General features: G+C 69.2%; 20 protein-coding genes and 1 tRNA gene. 7 read left to right on the plus strand and 14 right to left on the minus strand.

The window, feature by feature from the left end; genetic code table 11:
* The first annotated feature begins 14 nt into the window (after positions 1-14).
* Together ACSQ18_RS07965 and rsmD are read left to right on the plus strand one after the other, a co-directional pair.
* On the plus strand, positions 15-599 hold the full coding sequence (locus ACSQ18_RS07965) for a 1-acyl-sn-glycerol-3-phosphate acyltransferase (RefSeq protein WP_436036628.1): 585 nt from the start codon (positions 15-17) through the stop codon (positions 597-599).
* A complete protein-coding gene (gene rsmD / locus ACSQ18_RS07970) occupies positions 596-1,153 on the plus strand; it encodes a 16S rRNA (guanine(966)-N(2))-methyltransferase RsmD (RefSeq protein WP_436036630.1) in 558 nt (185 codons plus the stop codon). The genes ACSQ18_RS07965 and rsmD overlap by 4 nt, the downstream gene beginning before the upstream one ends.
* Positions 1,154-1,190: 37 nt before the next feature.
* Here the strand turns inward: rsmD and thiL are convergent, their stop codons facing one another.
* Positions 1,191-2,183: a thiamine-phosphate kinase gene (thiL, locus tag ACSQ18_RS07975; RefSeq protein WP_436036632.1), complete on the minus strand. Its 993-nt coding sequence runs from the start codon at positions 2,181-2,183 to the stop codon at positions 1,191-1,193.
* Positions 2,184-2,205: 22 nt separating this feature from the next.
* Here thiL and ACSQ18_RS07980 point away from each other — a divergent pair, with 22 nt between their 5' ends.
* Positions 2,206-2,703 (plus strand): DUF3515 family protein, encoded by a 498-nt coding sequence (locus tag ACSQ18_RS07980; RefSeq protein WP_436036633.1) that lies wholly within the window; start codon positions 2,206-2,208, stop codon positions 2,701-2,703.
* A gap of 15 nt (positions 2,704-2,718) precedes the next feature.
* Here the strand turns inward: ACSQ18_RS07980 and ACSQ18_RS07985 are convergent, their stop codons facing one another.
* The 7 genes from ACSQ18_RS07985 to ACSQ18_RS08015 form a co-directional block, all read right to left on the minus strand.
* Positions 2,719-3,804, minus strand: a complete 1,086-nt coding sequence (locus tag ACSQ18_RS07985; RefSeq protein WP_436036635.1) for a D-alanine--D-alanine ligase family protein — start codon at positions 3,802-3,804, stop codon at positions 2,719-2,721.
* Positions 3,710-4,840, minus strand: a complete 1,131-nt coding sequence (locus ACSQ18_RS07990; RefSeq protein ID WP_436036636.1) for an NAD(P)H-dependent glycerol-3-phosphate dehydrogenase — start codon at positions 4,838-4,840, stop codon at positions 3,710-3,712. The genes ACSQ18_RS07985 and ACSQ18_RS07990 overlap by 95 nt, the downstream gene beginning before the upstream one ends.
* A complete protein-coding gene (locus ACSQ18_RS07995) occupies positions 4,830-5,585 on the minus strand; it encodes a lysophospholipid acyltransferase family protein (RefSeq protein ID WP_436036638.1) in 756 nt (251 codons plus the stop codon). Before ACSQ18_RS07995 ends, ACSQ18_RS07990 begins: the two co-directional genes overlap by 11 nt.
* 6 nt (positions 5,586-5,591) lie before the next feature.
* Positions 5,592-6,956 carry a UDP-N-acetylglucosamine 1-carboxyvinyltransferase gene (gene murA, locus ACSQ18_RS08000; protein WP_436036640.1) on the minus strand — a complete coding sequence of 455 codons (1,365 nt, stop codon included), beginning with the start codon at positions 6,954-6,956 and terminating at the stop codon, positions 5,592-5,594.
* A gap of 66 nt (positions 6,957-7,022) precedes the next feature.
* Positions 7,023-7,619 (minus strand): 3-isopropylmalate dehydratase small subunit, encoded by a 597-nt coding sequence (leuD, locus tag ACSQ18_RS08005; protein WP_144808034.1) that lies wholly within the window; start codon positions 7,617-7,619, stop codon positions 7,023-7,025.
* A gap of 2 nt (positions 7,620-7,621) precedes the next feature.
* Complete coding sequence (leuC, locus tag ACSQ18_RS08010) at positions 7,622-9,067, minus strand: 3-isopropylmalate dehydratase large subunit (protein ID WP_436036642.1); 1,446 nt, start codon at positions 9,065-9,067, stop codon at positions 7,622-7,624.
* A gap of 126 nt (positions 9,068-9,193) precedes the next feature.
* Positions 9,194-10,309, minus strand: coding sequence for a TerC family protein (locus ACSQ18_RS08015; protein WP_436036644.1), 1,116 nt, complete (start codon positions 10,307-10,309; stop codon positions 9,194-9,196).
* Between the two features lie 224 nt (positions 10,310-10,533).
* Between ACSQ18_RS08015 and ACSQ18_RS08020 the strand changes: the two genes are divergently transcribed.
* Positions 10,534-11,094 carry an RNA polymerase sigma factor gene (locus ACSQ18_RS08020; RefSeq protein ID WP_301040202.1) on the plus strand — a complete coding sequence of 187 codons (561 nt, stop codon included), beginning with the start codon at positions 10,534-10,536 and terminating at the stop codon, positions 11,092-11,094.
* Complete coding sequence (locus ACSQ18_RS08025; protein WP_436036646.1) at positions 11,091-12,236, plus strand: DUF4349 domain-containing protein; 1,146 nt, start codon at positions 11,091-11,093, stop codon at positions 12,234-12,236. The genes ACSQ18_RS08020 and ACSQ18_RS08025 overlap by 4 nt, the downstream gene beginning before the upstream one ends.
* Before the next feature lie 61 nt (positions 12,237-12,297).
* Here the strand turns inward: ACSQ18_RS08025 and ACSQ18_RS08030 are convergent.
* Positions 12,298-12,373: transfer RNA gene (locus ACSQ18_RS08030), tRNA-Glu, on the minus strand.
* 97 nt (positions 12,374-12,470) lie between these two features.
* Between ACSQ18_RS08030 and ACSQ18_RS08035 the strand changes: the two genes are divergently transcribed.
* On the plus strand, positions 12,471-13,109 hold the full coding sequence (locus ACSQ18_RS08035; protein WP_436036648.1) for an MBL fold metallo-hydrolase: 639 nt from the start codon (positions 12,471-12,473) through the stop codon (positions 13,107-13,109).
* A 69-nt stretch (positions 13,110-13,178) separates the two neighbouring features.
* On the opposite strand, the gene ACSQ18_RS08040 is transcribed toward ACSQ18_RS08035, so the two are convergent.
* From ACSQ18_RS08040 to ACSQ18_RS08060, 5 genes are all read right to left on the minus strand, one after another.
* Complete coding sequence (locus ACSQ18_RS08040; RefSeq protein ID WP_067160653.1) at positions 13,179-13,448, minus strand: HPr family phosphocarrier protein; 270 nt, start codon at positions 13,446-13,448, stop codon at positions 13,179-13,181.
* Positions 13,449-13,478: 30 nt separating this feature from the next.
* Positions 13,479-15,524: a PTS fructose transporter subunit IIABC gene (locus tag ACSQ18_RS08045; RefSeq protein WP_436036650.1), complete on the minus strand. Its 2,046-nt coding sequence runs from the start codon at positions 15,522-15,524 to the stop codon at positions 13,479-13,481.
* Positions 15,525-15,553: 29 nt separating this feature from the next.
* The gene (locus ACSQ18_RS08050) at positions 15,554-16,501 is read right to left on the minus strand and encodes a 1-phosphofructokinase family hexose kinase (protein ID WP_436036652.1); all 948 of its coding nucleotides are present in this window, start codon (positions 16,499-16,501) and stop codon (positions 15,554-15,556) included.
* Positions 16,498-17,280 (minus strand): DeoR/GlpR family DNA-binding transcription regulator, encoded by a 783-nt coding sequence (locus tag ACSQ18_RS08055; RefSeq protein WP_436036654.1) that lies wholly within the window; start codon positions 17,278-17,280, stop codon positions 16,498-16,500. The genes ACSQ18_RS08050 and ACSQ18_RS08055 overlap by 4 nt, the downstream gene beginning before the upstream one ends.
* A 159-nt stretch (positions 17,281-17,439) precedes the next feature.
* Positions 17,440-18,213, minus strand: coding sequence for a hypothetical protein (locus tag ACSQ18_RS08060; RefSeq protein ID WP_301040210.1), 774 nt, complete (start codon positions 18,211-18,213; stop codon positions 17,440-17,442).
* Between the two features lie 123 nt (positions 18,214-18,336).
* Here ACSQ18_RS08060 and ACSQ18_RS08065 point away from each other — a divergent pair, with 123 nt between their 5' ends.
* A complete protein-coding gene (locus ACSQ18_RS08065; RefSeq protein ID WP_436036656.1) occupies positions 18,337-20,349 on the plus strand; it encodes a DUF262 domain-containing protein in 2,013 nt (670 codons plus the stop codon).
* Positions 20,350-20,543: the final 194 nt, after the last annotated feature.

A 20,543-nucleotide genomic window follows, 5' to 3' on the forward strand; every position in this document is an offset into this window, starting at 1 on the left:
CGTAAAGTGGACGGATGCTCCGACGCTTCGTCGCCCGCGTGTTCTGGACGTTCAGCCGATGGTCGCTCCGCTCGGAACCGGCCCCGCGCGTACCCACCGTGCTCATCGGTGCGCCGCACACGTCGAACTGGGACTTCGTGCTGATGCTGGCGATCGCGTGGCAGCTCGGCATCCCGGTCCGATGGCTCGGGAAGGACGCCCTCTTCCGCGGCTGGCGCGGCCCTGTCATGCGCCGTCTCGGCGGCATCCCCGTGGATCGCGCCGACGCGGCCAGGGTCGTCGGCGAGGTGGTCGAGCGGGTTCGCTCCGGCGAGGTCTTCGGTCTCGTGGTCACCCCTGACGGAACGCGGGGCACGAACACGTACTGGAAGAGCGGCTTCTATCGCATCGCTCGCGAGACGGGGATGCCGGTGACACTCGGCTACGTCGACCGCACGACCATGACCACCGGCCTCGGCCCCACGATCGAGCTCACCGGCGACGTCGGCGCCGACATGGACCGCATCCGCGCCTTCTATGCCGACAAGGCGGGCCTTCGCCCGCATCTGCGCACGGAACCGCGCCTCCGCTCCGAGACGAACGACGCCGCCACGCCATGACGCGCATCATCGCCGGCGCCGCGGGGTCGCTGACACTCCTCGTGCCCGACGCGGGTACTCGTCCGACGAGCGATCGCGTGAGGGAATCGCTCTTCGGAGCGCTCGAGGCAGCCGATCTGCTGCAAGGTGCCGCCGTCGCCGACCTCTACGCGGGGTCGGGCGCTCTCGGTCTGGAAGCGGTCAGCCGCGGAGCGGCCTCCGCAGATCTCGTCGAGCGCGCACCGCGCGCGGCGACCGTCGCGGAGCGCAACGTCCGTACGGTCCAGCGCGCAGTCCCCGCCGCCGCGGTGACCGTCCACCGCACCACCGCCGACGCGTTCCTCCGGGCGGGAAGCTCGGCATTCGATCTCGTCTTCATCGATCCGCCGTACGACATCGCCGAGCCCGAGCTCGCCACCACTCTGGACTTGCTCGCACCGCGTCTCAGCCGGGATGCCGTCGTCATCGTGGAGCGGGCCACGCGCTCCCCCGCGCCCGCCCTTCCCGACAGTCTCGTCTCCTCGCGGAGCAAGCGCTACGGCGACACGACGCTGTGGTGGGTGTCGCCGCGCTGATTCGTGCGTGACAGTGTTCCGCTCCCGTGGCGGATCGTCAGCCGCGACCGGCATCCCAGTCGCGCATCGGGTCCCAGCCGCCGGGCCCGGAAACGGCGACGCCGTCGAGGGTCACCGCCGCGTCGACCCGGGAGACCACCCGCCCGATGGCACGGAAGCCGTCCGGCAGAGGGGTGGCGGGATCGAACGTCGCGAGCAGCGCGTGGTCCTCGCCCCCGCGCAACGCGGGTCCGTCGGCGACGCCCTGCAGGGCGATCGTGACGTGTGACGCGTCGGCGAGTCGCGTCGCATCCAAGAGCAGCCCGTCGGAGACGTCCATCATGGCGGTGGCGCCAGCGGCCGCTGCCACGGGGCCGAGTGCAATGGGCGGCTCGGGGCGCAGCTGAGCGCCGAGATCCGCGCGCTCGGCAGGGCTGAGCGCGTCCAGGTCGACCGGAACCGGGTCGCCCGCCTCGGTGCAGAATCGATCGAAGAGCACCGCCAGCCCGCGCGCCGCGGCGCCCAGCTCCCCGGCGACGGCGACGGTATCGCCGATCCGGGCGCCACTGCGGAGCACGGGTGCACCGTCGAGCACTCCGAGCGCGGTCACCGCGATCGTCAACGTGTCGGAGACCGTGAGGTCGCCGCCCTCGACGGCGCAGCCGATCGTCAGTCGCTCGCACGCCGTGCGCAGCCCTCGCGCAAGCTCCGTCACCAGCGCGACTGGCGTCCGCGCGGGAACCGCGAGCGCGACGACGAGAGCGGTTGGACGCGCACCCATCGCGGCGATGTCGGCGAGGTTCACCGCGGCGGCCTTGAACCCGAGGTCGAATCCCGACGACCACGCGAGCCGGAAGTCCGGTCCGTGCACCAGCGTGTCGGTGGACACGACGACCCTGCCGCCCGGCGCCGCCAGCACCGCCGCATCATCACCCGGTCCCACGATCGCCCGCGAGGAGCCGGCGAGCACCTGCAGGATGTGGGACAGGAGGTCGCGCTCGGCGATGTCACCCACGAGCGCACCGGCGTCGGAGGCGTGCCGGGGGTCCATTCCTCCACGGTAGCCTGAAGGGGTGACTCCGACGCGCCGCTCCCCCGTGCGGGCCGTCCGACGAAGCGTGGCGGCAGGGAGCGCGGCAGTGCTCCTGGCATCCCTCCTCAGCGCGTGCGCCACGACGGTGTCGCTGCAACCCGCCCCCGCTGCAGACTCTCCCGACTGTGCGGCCGTGACCGTCCGGCTCCCGGCCACCGTCGACGGGCAGCCGCGCGTCTGGACCGACGCGCAGGCGACGGGCGCGTGGGGTGCGCCGAGCTCCGTCATCCTCACCTGCGGACTGGAGCCGCCGGGGCCGTCCACCCTGCAATGCCAGTCGGTGGGCGGCGTGGATTGGCTCATCGACGACAGCGAGGCGCCTCGCTACCGGTTCACGACCTTCGGCCGCGTCCCCGCCGTCGAGGTCTACCTCGACTACGACGTCGTCAGCGGAAACGACGTGCTGAACGCATTGTCCGGCGCCGTCGGCATGCTCCCGTCGACCGACCTGGAATGCGTCGACCGCCCCACGGACTGAACGGTCAGCCGGCGCTCACCGCACGCGCGCGAGGTCGATCAGCTCGGTCAGCAGGGCGTCGTACGGCAGGCCCGACGCGATCCAGCACTTCGGGAACATCGAGATCGGTGTGAACCCGGGCATCGTGTTGACCTCGTTGACGTAGAAGTCGGTGCCCGTGAAGAAGAAGTCGACGCGGGCGAGTCCTTCTCCACCGACCGCCTCGAACGCCCGTGCCGCGATGCGCTGCATCTCGGCCAGCTCGCCATCGTGCATGTCCGCCGGGCACACGAGGTCGATCCCGGGCGCATCGAGGTACTTCGCCTCGAAATCGTAGAAGTCGCGACCCGAGATGACGATCTCGCCGGCGACGCTCACGCGGGGCGCTCCACCATCGCGACCCTCCAGGACGCCGCATTCGACCTCACGCCCGACCACGGCCTGCTCCACCAGCACGGTCGCGTCTTCGGCGAAGGCGACCTCGAGAGCCGCATCCCACTCGTCCCACGAGGACACCTTCGAGACCCCCACGCTCGAGCCGGCCCGAGCGGGCTTGACGAAGACGGGGAGACCGAGCGACCGCGCTCGACGCATCCAGAGCTCCCGATCGCGGTCGAGATCGCTGCGGGTGAAAGCGATCCACGGAACGACCGGGACGCCGGCGGCCTTCAGGATGCTCTTCGTCGTGTGCTTGTCCATGCCGATCGCGGACATGAGCAGCCCCGCACCCACGTACGGCAGGCCGAGCAGTTCGAGGAAGCCCTGCACCGTGCCGTCCTCCCCGAACCTGCCGTGCAGGATCGGGAAGACGACGTCGATGTCGCCGAGCGACTCGACCGTGCCGTCGCCGCGCCGCACCCGCAGCTCGCGAGAGAGCGTCGACTCCGGCCAGAGGATGCGGGTGCCGTTGTCGACGACCTCCGGCAGCGCACCGTGACTCAGGGCGAACTTGTCGGGGTCGTCGTCTTCGAGCACGAACGCGCCGTCGCGGGTGATGCCGACGGGCACCACCCGGAACCGCTCCCGATCAATCGCGCGCAGCACCCCGCCGGCCGTGGCGGAGCTGATCGAGTGCTCGCTCGAACGTCCTCCGAAGAGCACCACCACTGCCGCCTTGACCATCCTGCATCCTCTCACCCTTGGGCTTGTCGTCGTCCGTCGTCAGATGCGGGGCGATATCCCGCGGGTTCATCGTGCCGTCGAGGACCATCTTGACCTGCTCGACGATGGGCATCTGCACGCCTGCCTCCCGGGCGAGCTGCAGGATGGGAGCGACGGATGCCAGTCCCTCCGCGGTCTGGTTCATCTGCTTGACGACGTCCTGGAAGCTGTACCCCTGCCCGAGGAGCCGTCCGGCCGTGTTGTTGCGGCTGAGCGGAGACTGACACGTGGCGATCAGATCGCCGAGTCCGGCGAGGCCTTGCAGCGTCTCGGGCTCCGCACCCTGCGCGACGGCGAAGTCGGTCATTTCGACGAGGCCGCGCGTGATGATGGATGCCTTCGTGTTCTCGCCGTACCCGACGCCGTCGACGATGCCGATCGCCACCGCGATGAGGTTCTTGAGGACACCGCCGAACTCCGTGCCCACGACGTCGGTGTTGACGAACGTGCGGAAGTAGGAGTTGCGGGCGCGGAGCGCGACGGCCTCGGCCGTCTCGCGGCTGGAGGAGGAGATCACGGCCGCAGTCGGCTGCTCCCGCGCGATCTCGAGTGCGAGGTTCGGACCCGAGGCGACCGCGATGCGCGCGGGATCGCAGTGGAGCTCCTGCTCGATCACCTGGCTCATCCGAAGGCCCGAGCGCTTCTCCACACCCTTCATGAGCGAAACGACCGGCGCATCGGTTTCGGCGATGAGCGGACGAATCGCCTTGAGGTTTTGACGCAGCGCCTGGCTCGAGATCGCCAGGTACACCTGGCTGGCCCCGTCGAGCGCTTCCGACAGGTGCGTCGTCGCCGACATGCTGCGAGGGAGGTTCACTCCCGGCAGGTACTCGCTGTTGCGGTGACCCTCCTGGATCTCCTGCGCGAGCTCGGAACGACGCGCCCACATGACGACGTGCGCGCCCCCATCGGCGAGCACCTTCCCGAATGTGGTCCCCCAGCTCCCGGCGCCGATGACGGCGATGCGGGGGCGGACCAACTCCTGTCTACGGCTCAAGGCGCCCCGTCTCCCTCTGCCCGTGGTTCGCGGGATCCCAGCGTTCGGCCGGGGGCGTCTCCCCGCGAAGGACACCCAAGAGGCGCGAGATCTCCGACATGACGGCATCCGTCGCGTTGACGAGGTTGGTCGAGGTGCGCACCGCGCGATAGGGCTCCAGGTCGACGGCCGGACCGAGCAGCACGCGCACGCGACGTCGCGGCGGGAAGACGCGAAGCTTGCCGTACCGCGGCATGATCTCCTGGACGCCCCACGTGGCGACGGGGATCACCGGCAGATTCCCGAGGAGGGCGAGCCGGACGGCACCGGTCTTTCCTCGCATGGGCCACATGTCGGGGTCGCGCGTGAGGGAGCCCTCCGGGTAGACGATGACCCCTCGCCCCGACTCCACGAGCTCCTCGGCCTGGGAGATGGTCTGCTTGGCGGCCGCGGCGGTGGACGCCCGCGCGACGGGGATCATCCCGAGCGACCGCAGGAGCCCTCCGAGGAGCGGCACCCGGAACAGGCTCTCCTTCGCCATGAATCGCGGCGCGCGGCCCAGCCGCCACGTGGCGACCGCGGTGATCAGCGGATCGAACTCGCTGTAGTGATTCGGCGCGAGGATGTAGGCGCCTTCCTGGGGAAGGTGCTCCCCGCCCTCGATCTCGATCTTGGCGAACCAGCCGACTGCGGGAACGACGATCGCCGCTGCCGGCCAGAACGCGCTCGGCCGGCTCTTCTCGGCCGAGGCCCGACGGTTGCCCACGTGCGCTCAGTCCGTGACCACGAAGTCGGCGCCGAGCGCCGCCAGCTTGTCGAACAGCTTCTCGTAGCCTCGCCGGATGATGTCGACGTTACGGATGGTCGACTCCCCCTCGGCGGCAAGCGCCGCGATGACGTAGCTGTATCCGCCGCGCAGGTCCGGCACGACGACATCCGCGCCGTGGAGCGGCGTGGGGCCGGTGATGACCGCCGCCTGCTCCAGCGCACGTCGCGGCACCCGGCGCTCCGGCGCGGCGATCCCCTCGGGGTGCACCACGATGTCGGCACCCATCAGGTTGAGGGCGCGCGTGAACCCGAGGCGGTTCTCATACACGGTCTCGTGCACGGTCGATACGCCCTCCGCCTGCGTCAACGCGACGATCAGCGGCTGCTGCCAGTCGGTCATGAAGCCCGGGTGCACATCGGTCTCGACGACGATCGGCTTGAGCGCGCCGCCGCGGCGGAAGCGGATGCCGTCCTCGGCGATGTCGAAGTCGCCGCCGGCCTTGCGGAAGACGTTGAGGAAGGTCAGCATCTCCTGCTGCTTCGCGCCGGCGACGAAGATGTCGCCGTCGGTCGCCAGCGCCGCGCACGCCCAGGATGCAGCCTCATTGCGATCGAAGATGCAGCGGTGGTCGTAGCCGCGAAGCGAGTCGACGCCCTCGATGAAGATGACGCGGTTGGGCTCGTAGGAGATGATCGCGCCCATCTTCTGCAGCACCGCGATCAGATCCATGATCTCGGGCTCGATGGCGGCGTTGCGAAGCTCGGTGGTCCCCTTCGCGCGGACGGCCGTCAGCAGCACCTGCTCCGTGGCGCCGACGCTCGGATACGGCAGCTCGATGTTCGCGCCGTGGAGTCCGTCGGGCGCCGACAGCCGGATGCCACTGGGGAGCTTGTCGACGATCGCCCCGAACGCGCGCAGGGCGTCGAGGTGGAAGTCGATCGGCCGGTCCCCGATCCGGCAGCCGCCGAGGTCGGGGATGAAGGCCTGTCCGAGCAGGTGCAGGAGCGGACCGCAGAAGAGGATCGGGATGCGGGACGCGCCCGCGTGCGCGTCGATCTCCTCCATGTGGGCCGAGACCGCACCGCTCGGGTCGAGCCGGAGCACGCCGTCGCCCTCTTCCTCCACGGTCACGCCGTGAACCTCGAGCAGCGAGCGCACGACGTGGACGTCGCTGATCTCGGGGACGTCGCGCAGCACGCTCGCCGACTCGCCGAGAAGAGCGGCGACCATCGCCTTCGTCGCGAGGTTCTTCGCCCCCTTGACGTCGACGCGACCGGTCAACGGCCTCCCGCCCCGGATGGTCAGCACCTGCCCGCTGTCTCCGCCGCCCGAGGGCGACGAGGTGGACTCGCTCAGGAGTGTGTTCATCCGGTGGACCTCACTTGTATCTCGAGGAAACGTCTGCGCGCCCCGTCGTGAGGGGCGTGCTTCGGGCTACGGAACAGGGAGCGTCCGCGGCCGCCACGCCTCACGGCGCGCCTCGAACTGCGCGATCTGATCTGCGTTGCGCAGCGTGAGCCCGATGTCGTCGAGCCCTTCGAGGAGCCGCCACCTAGTGTAATCGTCGATCTCGAAGGAGGTCTCGTACTCGCCGACGCGCGCCGTGCGGGCGACGAGATCGACCGTCATCTCCGCGCCGGGCTGCGCGTCGAGCTCTGCCCAGATGCGCTCGACGGCGTCCTCGGAGATGACGCCGGTGACGAGGCCTTGCTTTCCGGAGTTGCCCCGGAAGATGTCGGCGAACTTCGGGCTCAGCACCACCTTGAAGCCGTAGTCGCGCAGCGCCCAGACGGCGTGCTCACGGCTCGATCCGGTGCCGAAGTCGGGTCCCGCCACGAGGATGCTCGCGTGGGCATACGCCGGCTGGTTGAGGACGAACGTCGGATCCTGACGCCAGTTGGCGAACAGCGCGTCATCGAATCCCGTCTTCGTGACCCGCTTGAGGTACACGGCCGGGATGATCTGGTCGGTGTCGACCGCCGAGCGCTTCAGTGGCGCGGCGACTCCGGTGTGCGTCGTGAACGCGTCCATACTCAGGCCTCCACCTTCTCGATCGCGGGCAGATCGCTCGGGCTCGCAAGGCGCCCGAGGACTGCAGTGGATGCCGCGACGAGCGGCGATACCAGGTGCGTGCGTCCGCCCTTGCCCTGCCGGCCCTCGAAGTTCCGGTTGCTCGTCGAGGCGCAGCGCTCACCCGGGGCGAGCTGATCGGGGTTCATCCCGAGGCACATCGAGCACCCGGCGAAACGCCACTCCGCGCCGAAGTCCAAGAAGATACGGTCGAGACCTTCGGCCTCCGCCTCGAGGCGGACGCGCGCGGAGCCCGGCACCACCATGACGCGCACGCCCTCGGCCTTCGTCCGACCCTGGATGATCGAGGCGAACTGGCGAAGGTCCTCGATGCGGCTGTTGGTGCACGAACCCATGAACACGGCGTCGACGGCGACATCCTTCAGAGGTGTGCCCGCCGTCAGGTCCATGTATTCGAGTGCTCGCTCGGCTGCCGCCCGCTCGTTCGGGTCGGCGAACGACGCAGGATCGGGGACGACGTCGCTCAGCGAGACGCCCTGCCCGGGGTTCGTGCCCCACGTCACGAACGGCTCGAGCTCGTTCGCGTCGAGGAACACCTCGGCGTCGTAGACGGCGCCTTCGTCGGAAGGCAGCGTGCGCCAGTAGGCGACGGCATCCTCCCAGTCCTTGCCCGTGGGAGCGTGATCGCGCCCCTTTACGTATGCGAACGTCGTCTCGTCGGGAGCGACCATCCCCGCGCGGGCGCCCGCCTCGATGGACATGTTGCAGATGGTCATGCGGCCTTCCATCGACAACGCGCGAATCGCGCTGCCGCGGAACTCGAGCACGTAGCCCTGCCCGCCGTTGGCGCCGAGCTTCGCGATGACGGCGAGCACGATGTCCTTCGCGCTGACACCGGGCTTGAGCTCTCCCTCGACCGTGATCGCCATCGTCTTGAAGGGCTTGAGCGGCAGCGTCTGCGTCGCGAGCACGTGTTCGACCTCGCTCGTGCCGATGCCGAACGCCATCGCACCGAAGGCGCCGTGCGTGCTGGTGTGCGAGTCGCCGCAGACGACGGTGATCCCCGGCATCGTGAGCCCCAGCTGGGGGCCCACGACGTGCACGATGCCCTGCTCCTTGTCGCCCAAGGAGTGCAGGCGCACACCGAACTCCGCGGCATTGCGCCGCAGGGTCTCGATCTGCGTCCGGCTGGTGAGGTCGGCGATCGGCTTGTCGATGTCGAGCGTCGGGGTGTTGTGATCCTCCGTCGCGATCGTCAGATCGAGCCGACGTACGGGGCGCCCTTCCGCGCGGAGGCCGTCGAAAGCCTGCGGGCTCGTGACCTCGTGCACGAGGTGCAGATCGATGTAGATCAGGTCGGGTTGGCCGTCTTCACCCTTGACCACGAGGTGGTCGTCCCAGACCTTCTCGGCCAGGGTGCGGGGGCGGTCCGGAATCGCAGTGCTCATGTATCTCGTTCTCCAGAAAGGGGGTGTGCCCGCGACGGACTCCGCGACGAGAGAGGGCTCAGAACGAGGTCTCGCCGCGGCCGCTAAGGAGAAGGCGAGCGAACCGCATCGGGCCAGATTACCACTTCACGATCGGCGGTCGTCCGTGCCGTCGGTCGACGGATCGACCACGGTCGACGGCGTTCCCTTCTCCTCCGCGACCGTCTGCGCGGCGCCCACCGGCGTCGCATCGGACGTCGCGGCGCCGTCGGAGGCGATCGCGCGGCGCTCTCGTGCCGATGCGGCCAGGCTCGCGAGGGTGGCGACGACCATGGCCACCACGATCACGCCGAGCGACATCCAGGTGGAGATCTCGGGCGCCCACTCGATGTGCTCCCCACCGTTGATGAAGGGCAGCTCGTTGACGTGCATCGCGTGGAAGACGAGTTTCACGCCGATGAAGGCGAGGATGAACGCGATGCCGTAGTGCAGGTAGCGCAGCCGATCGAGCAGGTCTCCCAGCAGGAAGTAGAGCTGACGGAGGCCCATCAGCGCGAAGAGGTTCGCCGTGAAGACGATGAAGGGGCTCTGCGTGATGCCGAAGATGGCGGGGATGGAGTCGATCGCGAAGAGCAGATCGGTCACACCGATCGCCGCGAAGACGATGATCATCGGCGTCCACATCTTCTTCCCACCGACGACCGTGCGGATCTTGGCCCCGTCGTAGGAGTCGGAGATGTCGATCGTCCGGCGCAGCAGCCGGACGATGAAGTTCTCCCGCTGCACCTCGTCCTCGTGGTTGCCGCCCGGGAATGCCTGTCGCCACGCCGTCCACACGAGGAACGCGCCGAAGAGGTAGAACACCCAGCTGAACTGCTCGATGATGGCCGCGCCGGCGAGGATGAAGAGCCCGCGCAGGACGAGCGCAATGATGATGCCTACCATCAGCACTTCCTGCTGATAGCGGCGGGGCACGGCGAACTGGCTCATGATCAGCACGAAGACGAACAGATTGTCGATCGACAGGCTGTATTCCGTCAGCCAGCCCGCGACGAACTGCCCGGCGAACTCCCCGCCCGCGAAGATCCACATGAGTCCCGCGAAGATCAGCGCGAGCGTCACGTAGAAGACCACCCACAGTGTCGACTCCCTCGTCGAGGGGATGTGCGGCCGCTTGAGGATGATCAGCAGGTCGGCGACCAGGATGAGAGTCAGCACGATCAACGAGCCGATCTCGAACCAAATGGGCAGATCGAGGTCCATGGGGGCCTTTCGGAAGGGATGACGAATCGTCGAAAGTCTCTCCCCCGCAGAGCGCGGTGCGCTCCCGGGGCTCCATCTCCGGAGCCCGTGATGACGGGACGCGCGATTTCGGGATACTCCCTCTCGCCCGTTCAGACTACCCCTCGCGCGCCGCCCGCTCACCCACGTCATGAGACGTTCGCGTCATTGCCGACACTCCAAGGCTGAGAGACGATATGACCATCATGACCGAACCCGCGGAGCGCACCGACGCCGAGCTCGTCGCTGCGGCGGCGGGCGGCAGCGAGCACGCCTTCCGCGAGCTCTATCGGGCGTACGTGCGGCCGGTGTACTGGATCGCCCACGGGCTCGTAGGCAACCCCGCGGATGCCGAGGAGGTGACTCAGGAGACCTTCCTCGCCGCGTGGCGAAAGCTGCCCGGCATGGAGCTCGCGGGTGAGTCGCTGCTCCCCTGGCTCGTCACCATCTGCCGCTTCCAGTGCGCCAACCGGATCCGGCGGCAGCAGCGCGACCGCACCCACACGGCGGCCGCTGCGGAGGAGACGCTGCCGTCGACGGTGGACGTCGAACACCAGGTCGTGCAGTCGCAGCTCGTCGAGCGCATCCTGAAGGAAGTGGCGACGCTGAGCCCGTTGGACCAGCAGATCTTCCGCCTGTGCGCCGCGGAAGGCTACGCCTATCAGGCCGCGGCCGAGGAGCTGGGCGTCACCCATGGTGTGGTCAGGAATCGACTCTCCCGTATCCGCACGCAGTTGCGGACCGTCGTGGAACCGGAGGGGACGTGAACGACGACATGAACACCGAGGACATCACACTGCCCGAGTTGACCGACGCACGCGTCGACGAGATCGAGCGCAGCCTCTTCGCCGCGATCGACGACGAACGGCGTGAACGCGGCGGCGTCGAGCGCGCCCGTCGCGCACGACGCGGCCGGATGTGGCTGGGAGCGGCGGGAGCGGCCGCCGTCGTGGTGGTCGCAGCCGTGCTCGCCCCGTCGATGCCCGCGCTGCTCGGCGGAGATGGCAGCGCCTCCACGGCGGAGGGCGTCCCTGACATCGCCCCCGCCACCGATCCCGATCTGGGCGGCACCGGCGGGGAGATGACCGGCTCCACGACCGCGTCTGAAGAGGACGGTCCCGTGACGTCGCCCTCTGCGGGCGAGCGGGAGATCATCGCCACGGCATCCGCGACGGTGCGGGTGACGGATGCCGAGGCGGCAGCGGCAGGCATCGGCGAGATCGCCGAGGCCGCCGGCGGCTACGTCGAGGCCATGAGCGTGGGCACGAGCGGATCGCCGATCGAGCCGTATCCCGTCGATCCGTATGCGGGCGAAGATGTCGCCGTCGGCAGCGCCCCGCCGGCATCCAGCGCGTGGATCACCGTGCGCGTACCCGCCGTCAGCCTCACCGAGACGACGAACGCCCTGTCGGACATCGGCGACGTGACGTCGTCGCAGGTCGACCGCCGCGACGTGACCGCCGAGGCGATAGACGTCCGCGCTCGTATCGACGCGCTGAGCGCCTCGGTCGACCGCCTCCGCGATCTTGTCGGGCAGGCCGAATCGACCGCCGACCTCATCGCGGCCGAAGACGCCCTCGCGACTCGCCAGTCCGAGCTGGAGGCCTACCAGCAGCAACTGAAGTACCTCGACGAACAGGTCGGGATGTCGACGCTGACCGTTTCGCTGTTCGAACCGGCCCCCGTCGTCACCGCCGATCCTGCCGGATTCGGCGACGGCGTCGCGGCGGGCTGGAACGGACTCGTGGCGGCGCTCAACGGCTTCGTCATCGCGGTGGGCTTCCTGCTCCCCTGGCTCGCCGTGCTCGCGGTGGCCGGACTGATCGTCTGGGGCGTACGCCGGGTGGTGCGCGACCGTCGCGGCCGCGCGGTGGAGACGGCGTCCAGGGCGGCCGACGACGAGCGCTGAACCAGGCGCACCGAGCGCGAAAACCACGAAACGCCCGTCCGAAGACGGGCGTTTCGTGTGTTGGTGACCCCAGCGGGATTCGAACCCGCGTTACCGCCGTGAGAGGGCGGCGTACTAGGCCGCTATACGATGGGGCCGATCAGGCAACCGTTCGATTATGCCATGCCTCGAACGCTCCGGCCAAATCGGTGCCGCGCCTTGCTTCCGGCCCCTCCGAACGCGTTGACTTGCACCATGCGCGTCACGAAGCACGAACACGCCTGCCTCCGACTCGAGTCCGAGGGGCGCACCCTGATCATCGACCCCGGCGGATTCACCCTGCCCCTGCACGACCTCCGCAAGGTCGTGGCGATCGTCCTCACTCACGAGCACCCCGACCACTGGACGGCCGAGCATCTGGAGCGTCTGACGGAAGCCTTCCCCGAAGCGAAGGTGTTCGGACCGGCGGGCGTCGTGTCCGCCGCGGCCGGCTTCGACGTCACCGAGGTCGCTGCCGGGGACAGCGTGACGGTCGACGGCTTCACCCTCGACTTCTTCGGCGGCACGCACAACGTCATCCACTCCTCGATGCCCGTCGTCGACAACCTCGGCGTGCTCGTCAACGGCGACTTCTACTACCCGGGCGACTCCTACACCGTGCCCGAGGGCGTCGACGTGGGGCTCCTCGCCGCGCCCATCGGCGCGCCGTGGCTCAAGATCGGCGAGGCCATGGACTTCGTGCTCGCCGTCGCGCCGCGTCGCGCGTTCGGCACCCACGACATGACCCTCTCCCGAATCGGCCTCGACATGCATCGACAGCGTCTCACCTGGGCCGCCGCACAGGGCGGCGGCGAGTTCCTCGCGCTGGAACCCGGCGAGTCCACCGACCTCTGAACCGCACCGAAGACGAAAGACGGATGCCGCGGGGCTCTCGCTCCGCGGCATCCGTCTTCTTGTCGGGTGTTACTCGGCGTCATGGTCGGTCTCCAAGAAGGCGACCAGGGAGTCCAGCGCCTCCTCGGCGCCGTCACCCTCGGCCTTCAGCGTCACGACCGTGCCCTGCGTGGCGCCCAGACCCATGAGGGTGAGGATGCTCCCGGCGTTCAGGTCGGGACCGCCGTCGACGGCGATCGTGACGGGCACACCGGTGGCTTGGACCGCCTGGACGAAGAGCTTGGCGGGGCGAGCGTGCAGCCCGGAGCTGCTCGCGACGGTGGCGGTGCGTTCTGCCATGGTGTTCCTCCTTGGATCGGTGCTACGAGCCTATGCCGTGACGGCCACTGCCGGCACGTCCGCCGTTCCGTCGATAACCTCGGACGGACGCCGGCGGGCGAACCGCTTCAGCACGACGACGAGCACCGCACTGACGACCGTGCCGATGGCGATCGAGAGCAGCCACAGCCAGAAGTTGTCGATGGCGAAGAAGACGAACACGCCGCCGTGCGGAGCCTTCGACGTGACGGCGAACGCCATCGACAGTGCACCCGTGATCGCGCCGCCGACCATCGCGGCCGGGATGACGCGGAAGACGTCCGCGGCGGCGAACGGAATGGCGCCCTCGGAGATGAACGCCGCGCCGAGGAGCCACGCAGCCTTACCGTTCTCGCGTTCGGGCTTCGAGAAGAGCTTCCGGTCGAGAATGGTCGAGGCCAGCGCCATCGCCAACGGCGGCACCATGCCCGCGGCCATGACGGCCGCCATGATCTGCAGGTAGCGCTCATCTCCCGCGATGCCGGCAGCGAGGTTCGCCGTGGCGAACCCGTAGGCCACCTTGTTGACGGGACCACCGAGGTCGAAGCACATCATGAGGCCGAGGATCACGCCGAGAAGCACCACACCCGCGCCGGTCAGGCTGCTCAGCCAGTCGTTCAGAACGGCGGTGAGCCAGGCGATGGGTCCACCGAGCACCATGAGCATGAGACCGGACGCGAAGATGGAGCCCAACAGCGGGATGATCACGACCGGCATGAGGCCGCGGAGCCAACGGGGGACGTCGAGGCTGTTCAACCACCACGCGGCAAGACCCGCCAGCAGACCGCCGACGATACCGCCGAGGAAGCCGGCGCCCATGAGGGAGGCGACCGCACCGGCCACGAAACCGGGGGCAATACCCGGTCGATCGGCCATGCCGTACGCGATGTAGCCCGCGAGAGCAGGGACGAGGAAGCCGAACGACGCCGCACCGATGACGAACGCCACCGATCCGAGGTACTGCCCGAGCGGACCGAACATCGACGTGATGTTCTCCGTCGGCAGGTTCCACAGCGAGTTGTTGAGCACGACGTCCTGAGCGTTGTCCGTGACGTTGTAGTTGCCCAGCAGGAAGCCGAGCGCGATGAGCAGACCACCACCGGCGACGAAAGGGATCATGTAGCTGACGCCGGTGAGGAGTGCCCGCTTGACGGTGCCCCCGAGCGACGTCGGTGCGGCCGATGAGGTCGCTCCGGTCGCGGCGCCTGCGGCCACCCGCGGAGCGCCGGGATTCTTGGCCGCAGCCACCGCTTCGGCGATCAGCTGCGACGGCTGCTCGATGCCGCGCTTGACACCCGCGCGCACGACGGGCTTGCCGGCGAATCGCTGCTGCTCGCGCACGTCGACGTCGACCGCGAAGATGACGGCATCCGCCTGATCGATGATTCCGGAGTCGATCGCCTTGTAGCCGCTCGAGCCCTGCGGCTCGACGACGAGATCGACGCCGTCCTTCTCACCGGCTGCCGCCAGTGCATCGGCCGCCATGAAGGTGTGCGCGATGCCGGTGGCGCAGGCCGTCACCGCGACGATGCGGGCGGGGCGCCCGTCGATCTGGTGCGCGGCGTCGGCCTCCGCTGCGGCCGGGGCACTGGCCGATGCAGCGGGGGTGCCGGAGACGGCGGCGGTGACGAGCGCGACGACATCGGCAGGCGTCGCTGCGGTGCGAAGGCCCGTCGTGAAGTCGTCGCGCATGAAGCTGCGGGCCAGCTGCGAGAGGACGGCGAGGTGTTCCTCGGCAGCGGTGTCCGGCGCGGCGATGAGGAAGACGAGGTCGGCGGGACCGTCGGGCGCGCCGAAGTCCACGCCGGGCGTGAGCCGCGCGAACGCGAGCGTCGCCTGTGTGACGGCGGCGCTCTTCGCGTGCGGGATCGCGATCCCGCCGGGGAGCCCGGTCTCGTCCTTCTGCTCACGGGCCCACGCGTCGGCCGCGAGCGCCGCAGCGTCGGTGGCTCGGCCCTGAGCGGCGACGCGCGCCGCGAGGGCCTCGATGACAGCGCGCTTGTCGCTGCCGAGCGGTTCGTCGAGACTGACGAGCTCCGCGGTGATGATCTCTGTCACGGTGACCTCCAGTGGTCGGGTTGTGTGCGTTACGAGAGCGGACGGACCGGCACGTCGCCGGGGGGAAGGTCGTGGGGGGCGGGCGCCTGCGTCCCGGGCAGGGATGCCGCGGCGGAGCCGTAGCGGATGCCGCCGCGCACGCGCTCTTCGGGCGGTGCTCCCGCGGCCCCGGCGAGGAGGTAGCCGGCGAGGGAGCTGTCGCCCGCCCCCACCGTGCTCCGCACCTGGATCGGCGGCGGGGTGCCGTGCCATGCGCCGTCAGCCGTGACGAGGACAGCGCCGTCGCCACCGAGCGTCACGAAGGCCGCCCCCACCTTCTCGGGGACGAGCTTGCGCGCGACGGGGAGAACGGCCTCGGCGAGCGGCGCCCCGGGCTCGAGCGCGATGCCCGCCAGCGCGGCGAGCTCGTCCTCGTTCGGCTTGATGAGGTCGGGATGGCCGTGCTCGACCACGGCGCGCAGCGCGGCGCCCGACGTGTCCACCGCGATCGCCGGCGCGTGGGCGCCCCAGCGGGCGCGAACGGCACGAATGAGGTGAACGTAGTAGTCGTCGGGCAACCCCGGGGCCAGTGAGCCCGCGAGCACGAGCCAGTCGGCTCCCCCGGCCGTCTCGACGACGGCATCCGCCAGTGCGGAGGCATCCTCTTCGGTCAGCGAGATGCCGGGAAGATTGAGTTTCGTAGTGACGCCCTCGGGGTCGGCGATGGTGAGATTCGCCCGCGCCGGTCCGTGCACGCGCACCGTGCGCACCGGCAGCCGCGCGCCGCGCAGTGCGGCCGCGAAGGGGTCGCTCTCGTCGAGCGGAAGCACGGCGATGGTCGGGTGTCCGGCCGCCGCGATCACACGAGCGACGTTGATGCCCTTGCCGCCCGCGTCTTCCCGCGAACCGACGGCGGCCTGCACTTCGCCGACGCGGAGCGGCTCGCCGATGCTGATCGTGCGATCGAGCGACGGATTGGTCGTGACGGTGACGATCATGCGACATGCACCTCGACTTCGGCGTCGTCGAGCGCACGTGCGAGGTCACCGCGGGGCTCGGCGTCGGTGATGAGAACGTCGACCGCCGACAGCGGCGCGAAGGAGACGAGGAGTTCGGCATCGAACTTCTCGGCATCCGCGACGACAACGACCCGTCGCGCCGCGGCGACCACGGCGCGCTTGACGGCTGCCTCGTCCGGGTCGGGGGTGCTCAGTCCGAACGCGGCAGAGATGCCGTTGACGCCGACGAGAGCCACGTCGGGACGCAGTCGCGAGACCGCCTCGACTGTCTGGGCGCCCACCGCAGCGGCAGTGAGTCCGCGCACGCGTCCGCCGATCGCGGTCAGTCCGACGGCCGGGGAACCGGCGAGCGTGTGCGCCACCGTCATCGAGTGCGTCACGACCTCGAGCCCGGTGCCGACGACGGTCTCCCGAGCGAGGAGTTGGGCGACGGCCGCGGTCGTCGTGCCGGCGTCGAGATACACTGCGCCGTCGAGGCCGTTCCCGAGGAGGTCCACCGCGGCGCGGGCGATCGCCTGCTTCGCTCCGCTGCGGACACCGGTGCGCTCGGCGAGAGAGCGCTCGACGGTGCTCGCCCGCGTGCGACTGACGGCGCCGCCGTGCACGCGCCGCACGAGACCGGTGCGTTCGAGGTGGGCGAGGTCGCGACGCACGGTCTCCGTGGTGACACCGAATCGATCCGCCAGATCGACGACCGCGACACGTCCGTCGGCGGCGATCAGCTGCTCGATCTGCTGCTGGCGCTCCGTTGCGTACATGTGGTCCTCCTTGAACAAGCCACACATTACAACACATACCAACATGTGACAACACTCGGATGCCGATGACCGCATCGCACGGAAATGCCTGCTCCCACTCCCGCCACAACGACGAAGGTCCCGGCCTGTCGGCCGGGACCTTCGTGTGAATCGCGAGGCTCAGGCCTCGCTCATCACCGTCACTTCCTTCTGCCCGCGCGCGGCGAGAGCGGCGGCACGCGCGGCGAGGCGGCGAGCCTGCTCCGCCTGACCGGCGTCGAGCTCCTCCTGGTCGACCGGGAAGCTCTCGACACGGTTCACGCCGTTGTACTTCTCGATGTACGCGTCGAGCTCGGGGCCGCTCGTCCACGAGGTGATCAGGCAGTAGCGGGGCGCGTCACCGTGGTGCGTCGCCGCGTGCCACAGCCGCTGGGTGTCGATGATCAGCTGCGCGCCGGCGGGGAGCGCGATGCGCGTCTCCTCGCTCGGATCGGTGCGGTTCTCCCGGAGGACGAAGAAGCTGTCCTTGTCGTCGGTGAGGTTGAAGAAGCTGCGGACGACCCATCCCGTACCGTCGGGGTTCAGGCGGTTGTTGTCGTCCTGGTGCAGGTTGTAGAGGCAGTCAGCGTAGGTGTTCGGCTGCAGTTCGATGATGCGGCAGCGGCCGACGTTCGAACCCGGCTCGAGCGCGCGCTCCGTGAGCGTGGGCGCGATGGCGGTCTGCGAGTCGATCCAGACACCGTCCTTGTCGGTGCGCGGCGGCTTGTGGTTCCAGAACCCGTTGCACTCGATCTCGCCCTTGGCGGATGCGAGCGGCGCGAAGCGCGTGTCACCGGAGGACTTCCAGTCGACGTACTCGACGTCGAGCCACTCCTTCGGATCGATCTCCTTGTTGTAGCGATCGAGGACGACGTAGCCCGTCTCCTCGAGATGCTTCGACTTGATGTAACCCATGACGAATCATGCCCTTTCCGCGGACCAGCGAAGTTTTTACAGGTCCGACTTAGGCAAGCCTACAGAGCCGCCCTCGGGGGCCGATTAGACTCGTCGGGGGTTCCGAGGAGCGATACGGAGAACATGAGCACTGCCACGAATGTCGATGCCACCGCCGTCAACACGATCGCGTGGCTCTCGGCATCCGAGACCACGATCGTGGTCCCCGTCTATCAGCGCCAGTACCGCTGGGACATCGGCGGGTGCGAGCAGCTGCTCCACGACATCCGCGCCGTCGCCGACACCGACCACGGGCACACGCACTTCATCGGCTCGATCCTCTCCACTGCGTCCACCAGCGCATCCGACGATGCGCACCTCGTGCTGATCGACGGTCAGCAGCGCATCACGACCCTCATGCTGCTCGTCGCGGCGCTCCACCACACCCTCGTCGACGACGACCCCGCACTCGCGGCGGAGCTCGCGCGCGTGCTCGTGCGCGACAGCGACCGGAGCCGCACGAAGCTGCGACCGCACCGGGCGTGGGCCGACGTGTTCGAGAGCGTGGTCCTCGACCGCCGCTCCCCCGACGACGCACAGCGCGAGTCGCGGTTCGACGACAACTACGCCTTCTTCCGCAGTCAGATCCGACCCGACGAGGCCGCACACATCTGGCGCGGCCTCCAGAAGCTCGAGCACGTGTCGATCACCCTGGGCGCGGACGCCAATGCGCAGCAGATCTTCGAGAGCCTCAACTCCACCGGCGAACCGCTGCGCGACCACGAACTCATCCACAACTACGTGCTGATGGGGTTGTCTCACGCCGAGCAGAGCGAGATCGAGAACGACTACTGGCTCCCGATCGAGCAGAACACCGGTGAGCAGATCGGCTCGTTCTGGCGCCACTACCTCGTCATGCTGACCGGGCGTGAGGTCGCCGTCGTGGGCGAGCGTGGCGTGTACGACGCCTTCCGAAACGAGTTCCCTCGCCTGGGGATCGACACGCTGCGCATCCACGCCGGCCGATGGCGCGAACTCTCGGAGATCTACCGCGCGCTGCTCGACCCCCCGCTGGCCCCCGACCCGGAGATCGGCCGACAGTTCGCCTACCTCAACACCTTCGGCCGCGGCATGTACCCCCTCGTCATGCGGCTCTACCGCGACCACCTCGCGGGCACGCTGAGCGTCGACGAGCTCATCGCGTCGACCGAGCACCTCCAGTCGCTCCTCCTCCGCCGCAAGGTGGTCGGCCTCTCCAACGACCGCTTGGTCGCCCGGCTCTGCCGCGCCGCCGACGAGGGCCGCGAACCGCTCGTCCACGCCATCGCCCGCATCACGCCGTCCGATGAGCGCGCCCGCGTCGGCCTGAAGTACAGCGACCTCCCCCACGCGCCCTATGTGCTGGGACGCCTTGCGGGCGTGGACGAACACGACGGCCTCGACGTCGACCATGTGGTCCCGCTCGCCCCGAGCGACGACTGGACCGGCGACGGCGTCCGCCGCTGGGCGGACTACACCGACGACGAGCAGAACGCGCATCGGGCGCTCGCGCAGACCCTCGGCAACCTGGTGCTCCTCGAAGGCGACCTGTTCGATCGCGCGTTCGACGCTCCCTTCCCCGCCAAGCGCGACGTCTACGCCCGCAGCGCCGTCGTTCCCACCGCCGAGCTGGCGCTCGAGCCGTCGTGGAACACGGCAGCGATCGCGGCGCGCACGGAGAGCCTCACGGCGCGCTTCGCGGAGGTGTGGGCGCGTCCGGCGGTCGTCGGGATCGACGACGACAACCTCACCCCGATCTTGGATGCCAAGAAGCGTCGCGGCTGGCCCCGGGGATGGCAGCGCGAGTTCGACTACGTGGAGTTCCGTGGCGAGCACTGGGAGGTCAAGGACGTCCGCTACCTCTTCAACCGGGTGTTCAAGCGCCTGTGGGCCGACTCGCGTCAGAGCGTCATCGACTTCAGCGCACGCCGCGGCGGGCCGCTCTACCCCTCGATGGCGTGGAACGGCCAGTGGGACGAAGTCGCCGACGGTCAGTACCTGTACATGGGGTGGGACTCGAAGTACATGATGACCGCGGTGCAGGGTGTGCTCGACGAGGCCGGCTGGGCGTCGGAGGTGTTCCTGAAGTACTCCTACATCGGGGATGCCATGCCGTGACGCCCGACGTACGCACCGCGCCTGCGCCGCATCGCCACAAATGCAAAACCTCCGCGTGAGCGGGGGTTTTCCTTGCTGGCCTTATCCGCCTCTGTTCAAACCATACCGGGTCGGGCTTTAACCCTTGTGGACTGGCAAAACTACGCGCGGGCGGTGGACGGGATTCGGCGTCCCGACCACCACGCGGCCGCACC

It is taken from the genome of Microbacterium sp. LjRoot45 (assembly GCF_964253325.1).
Classification (GTDB): domain Bacteria; phylum Actinomycetota; class Actinomycetes; order Actinomycetales; family Microbacteriaceae; genus Microbacterium.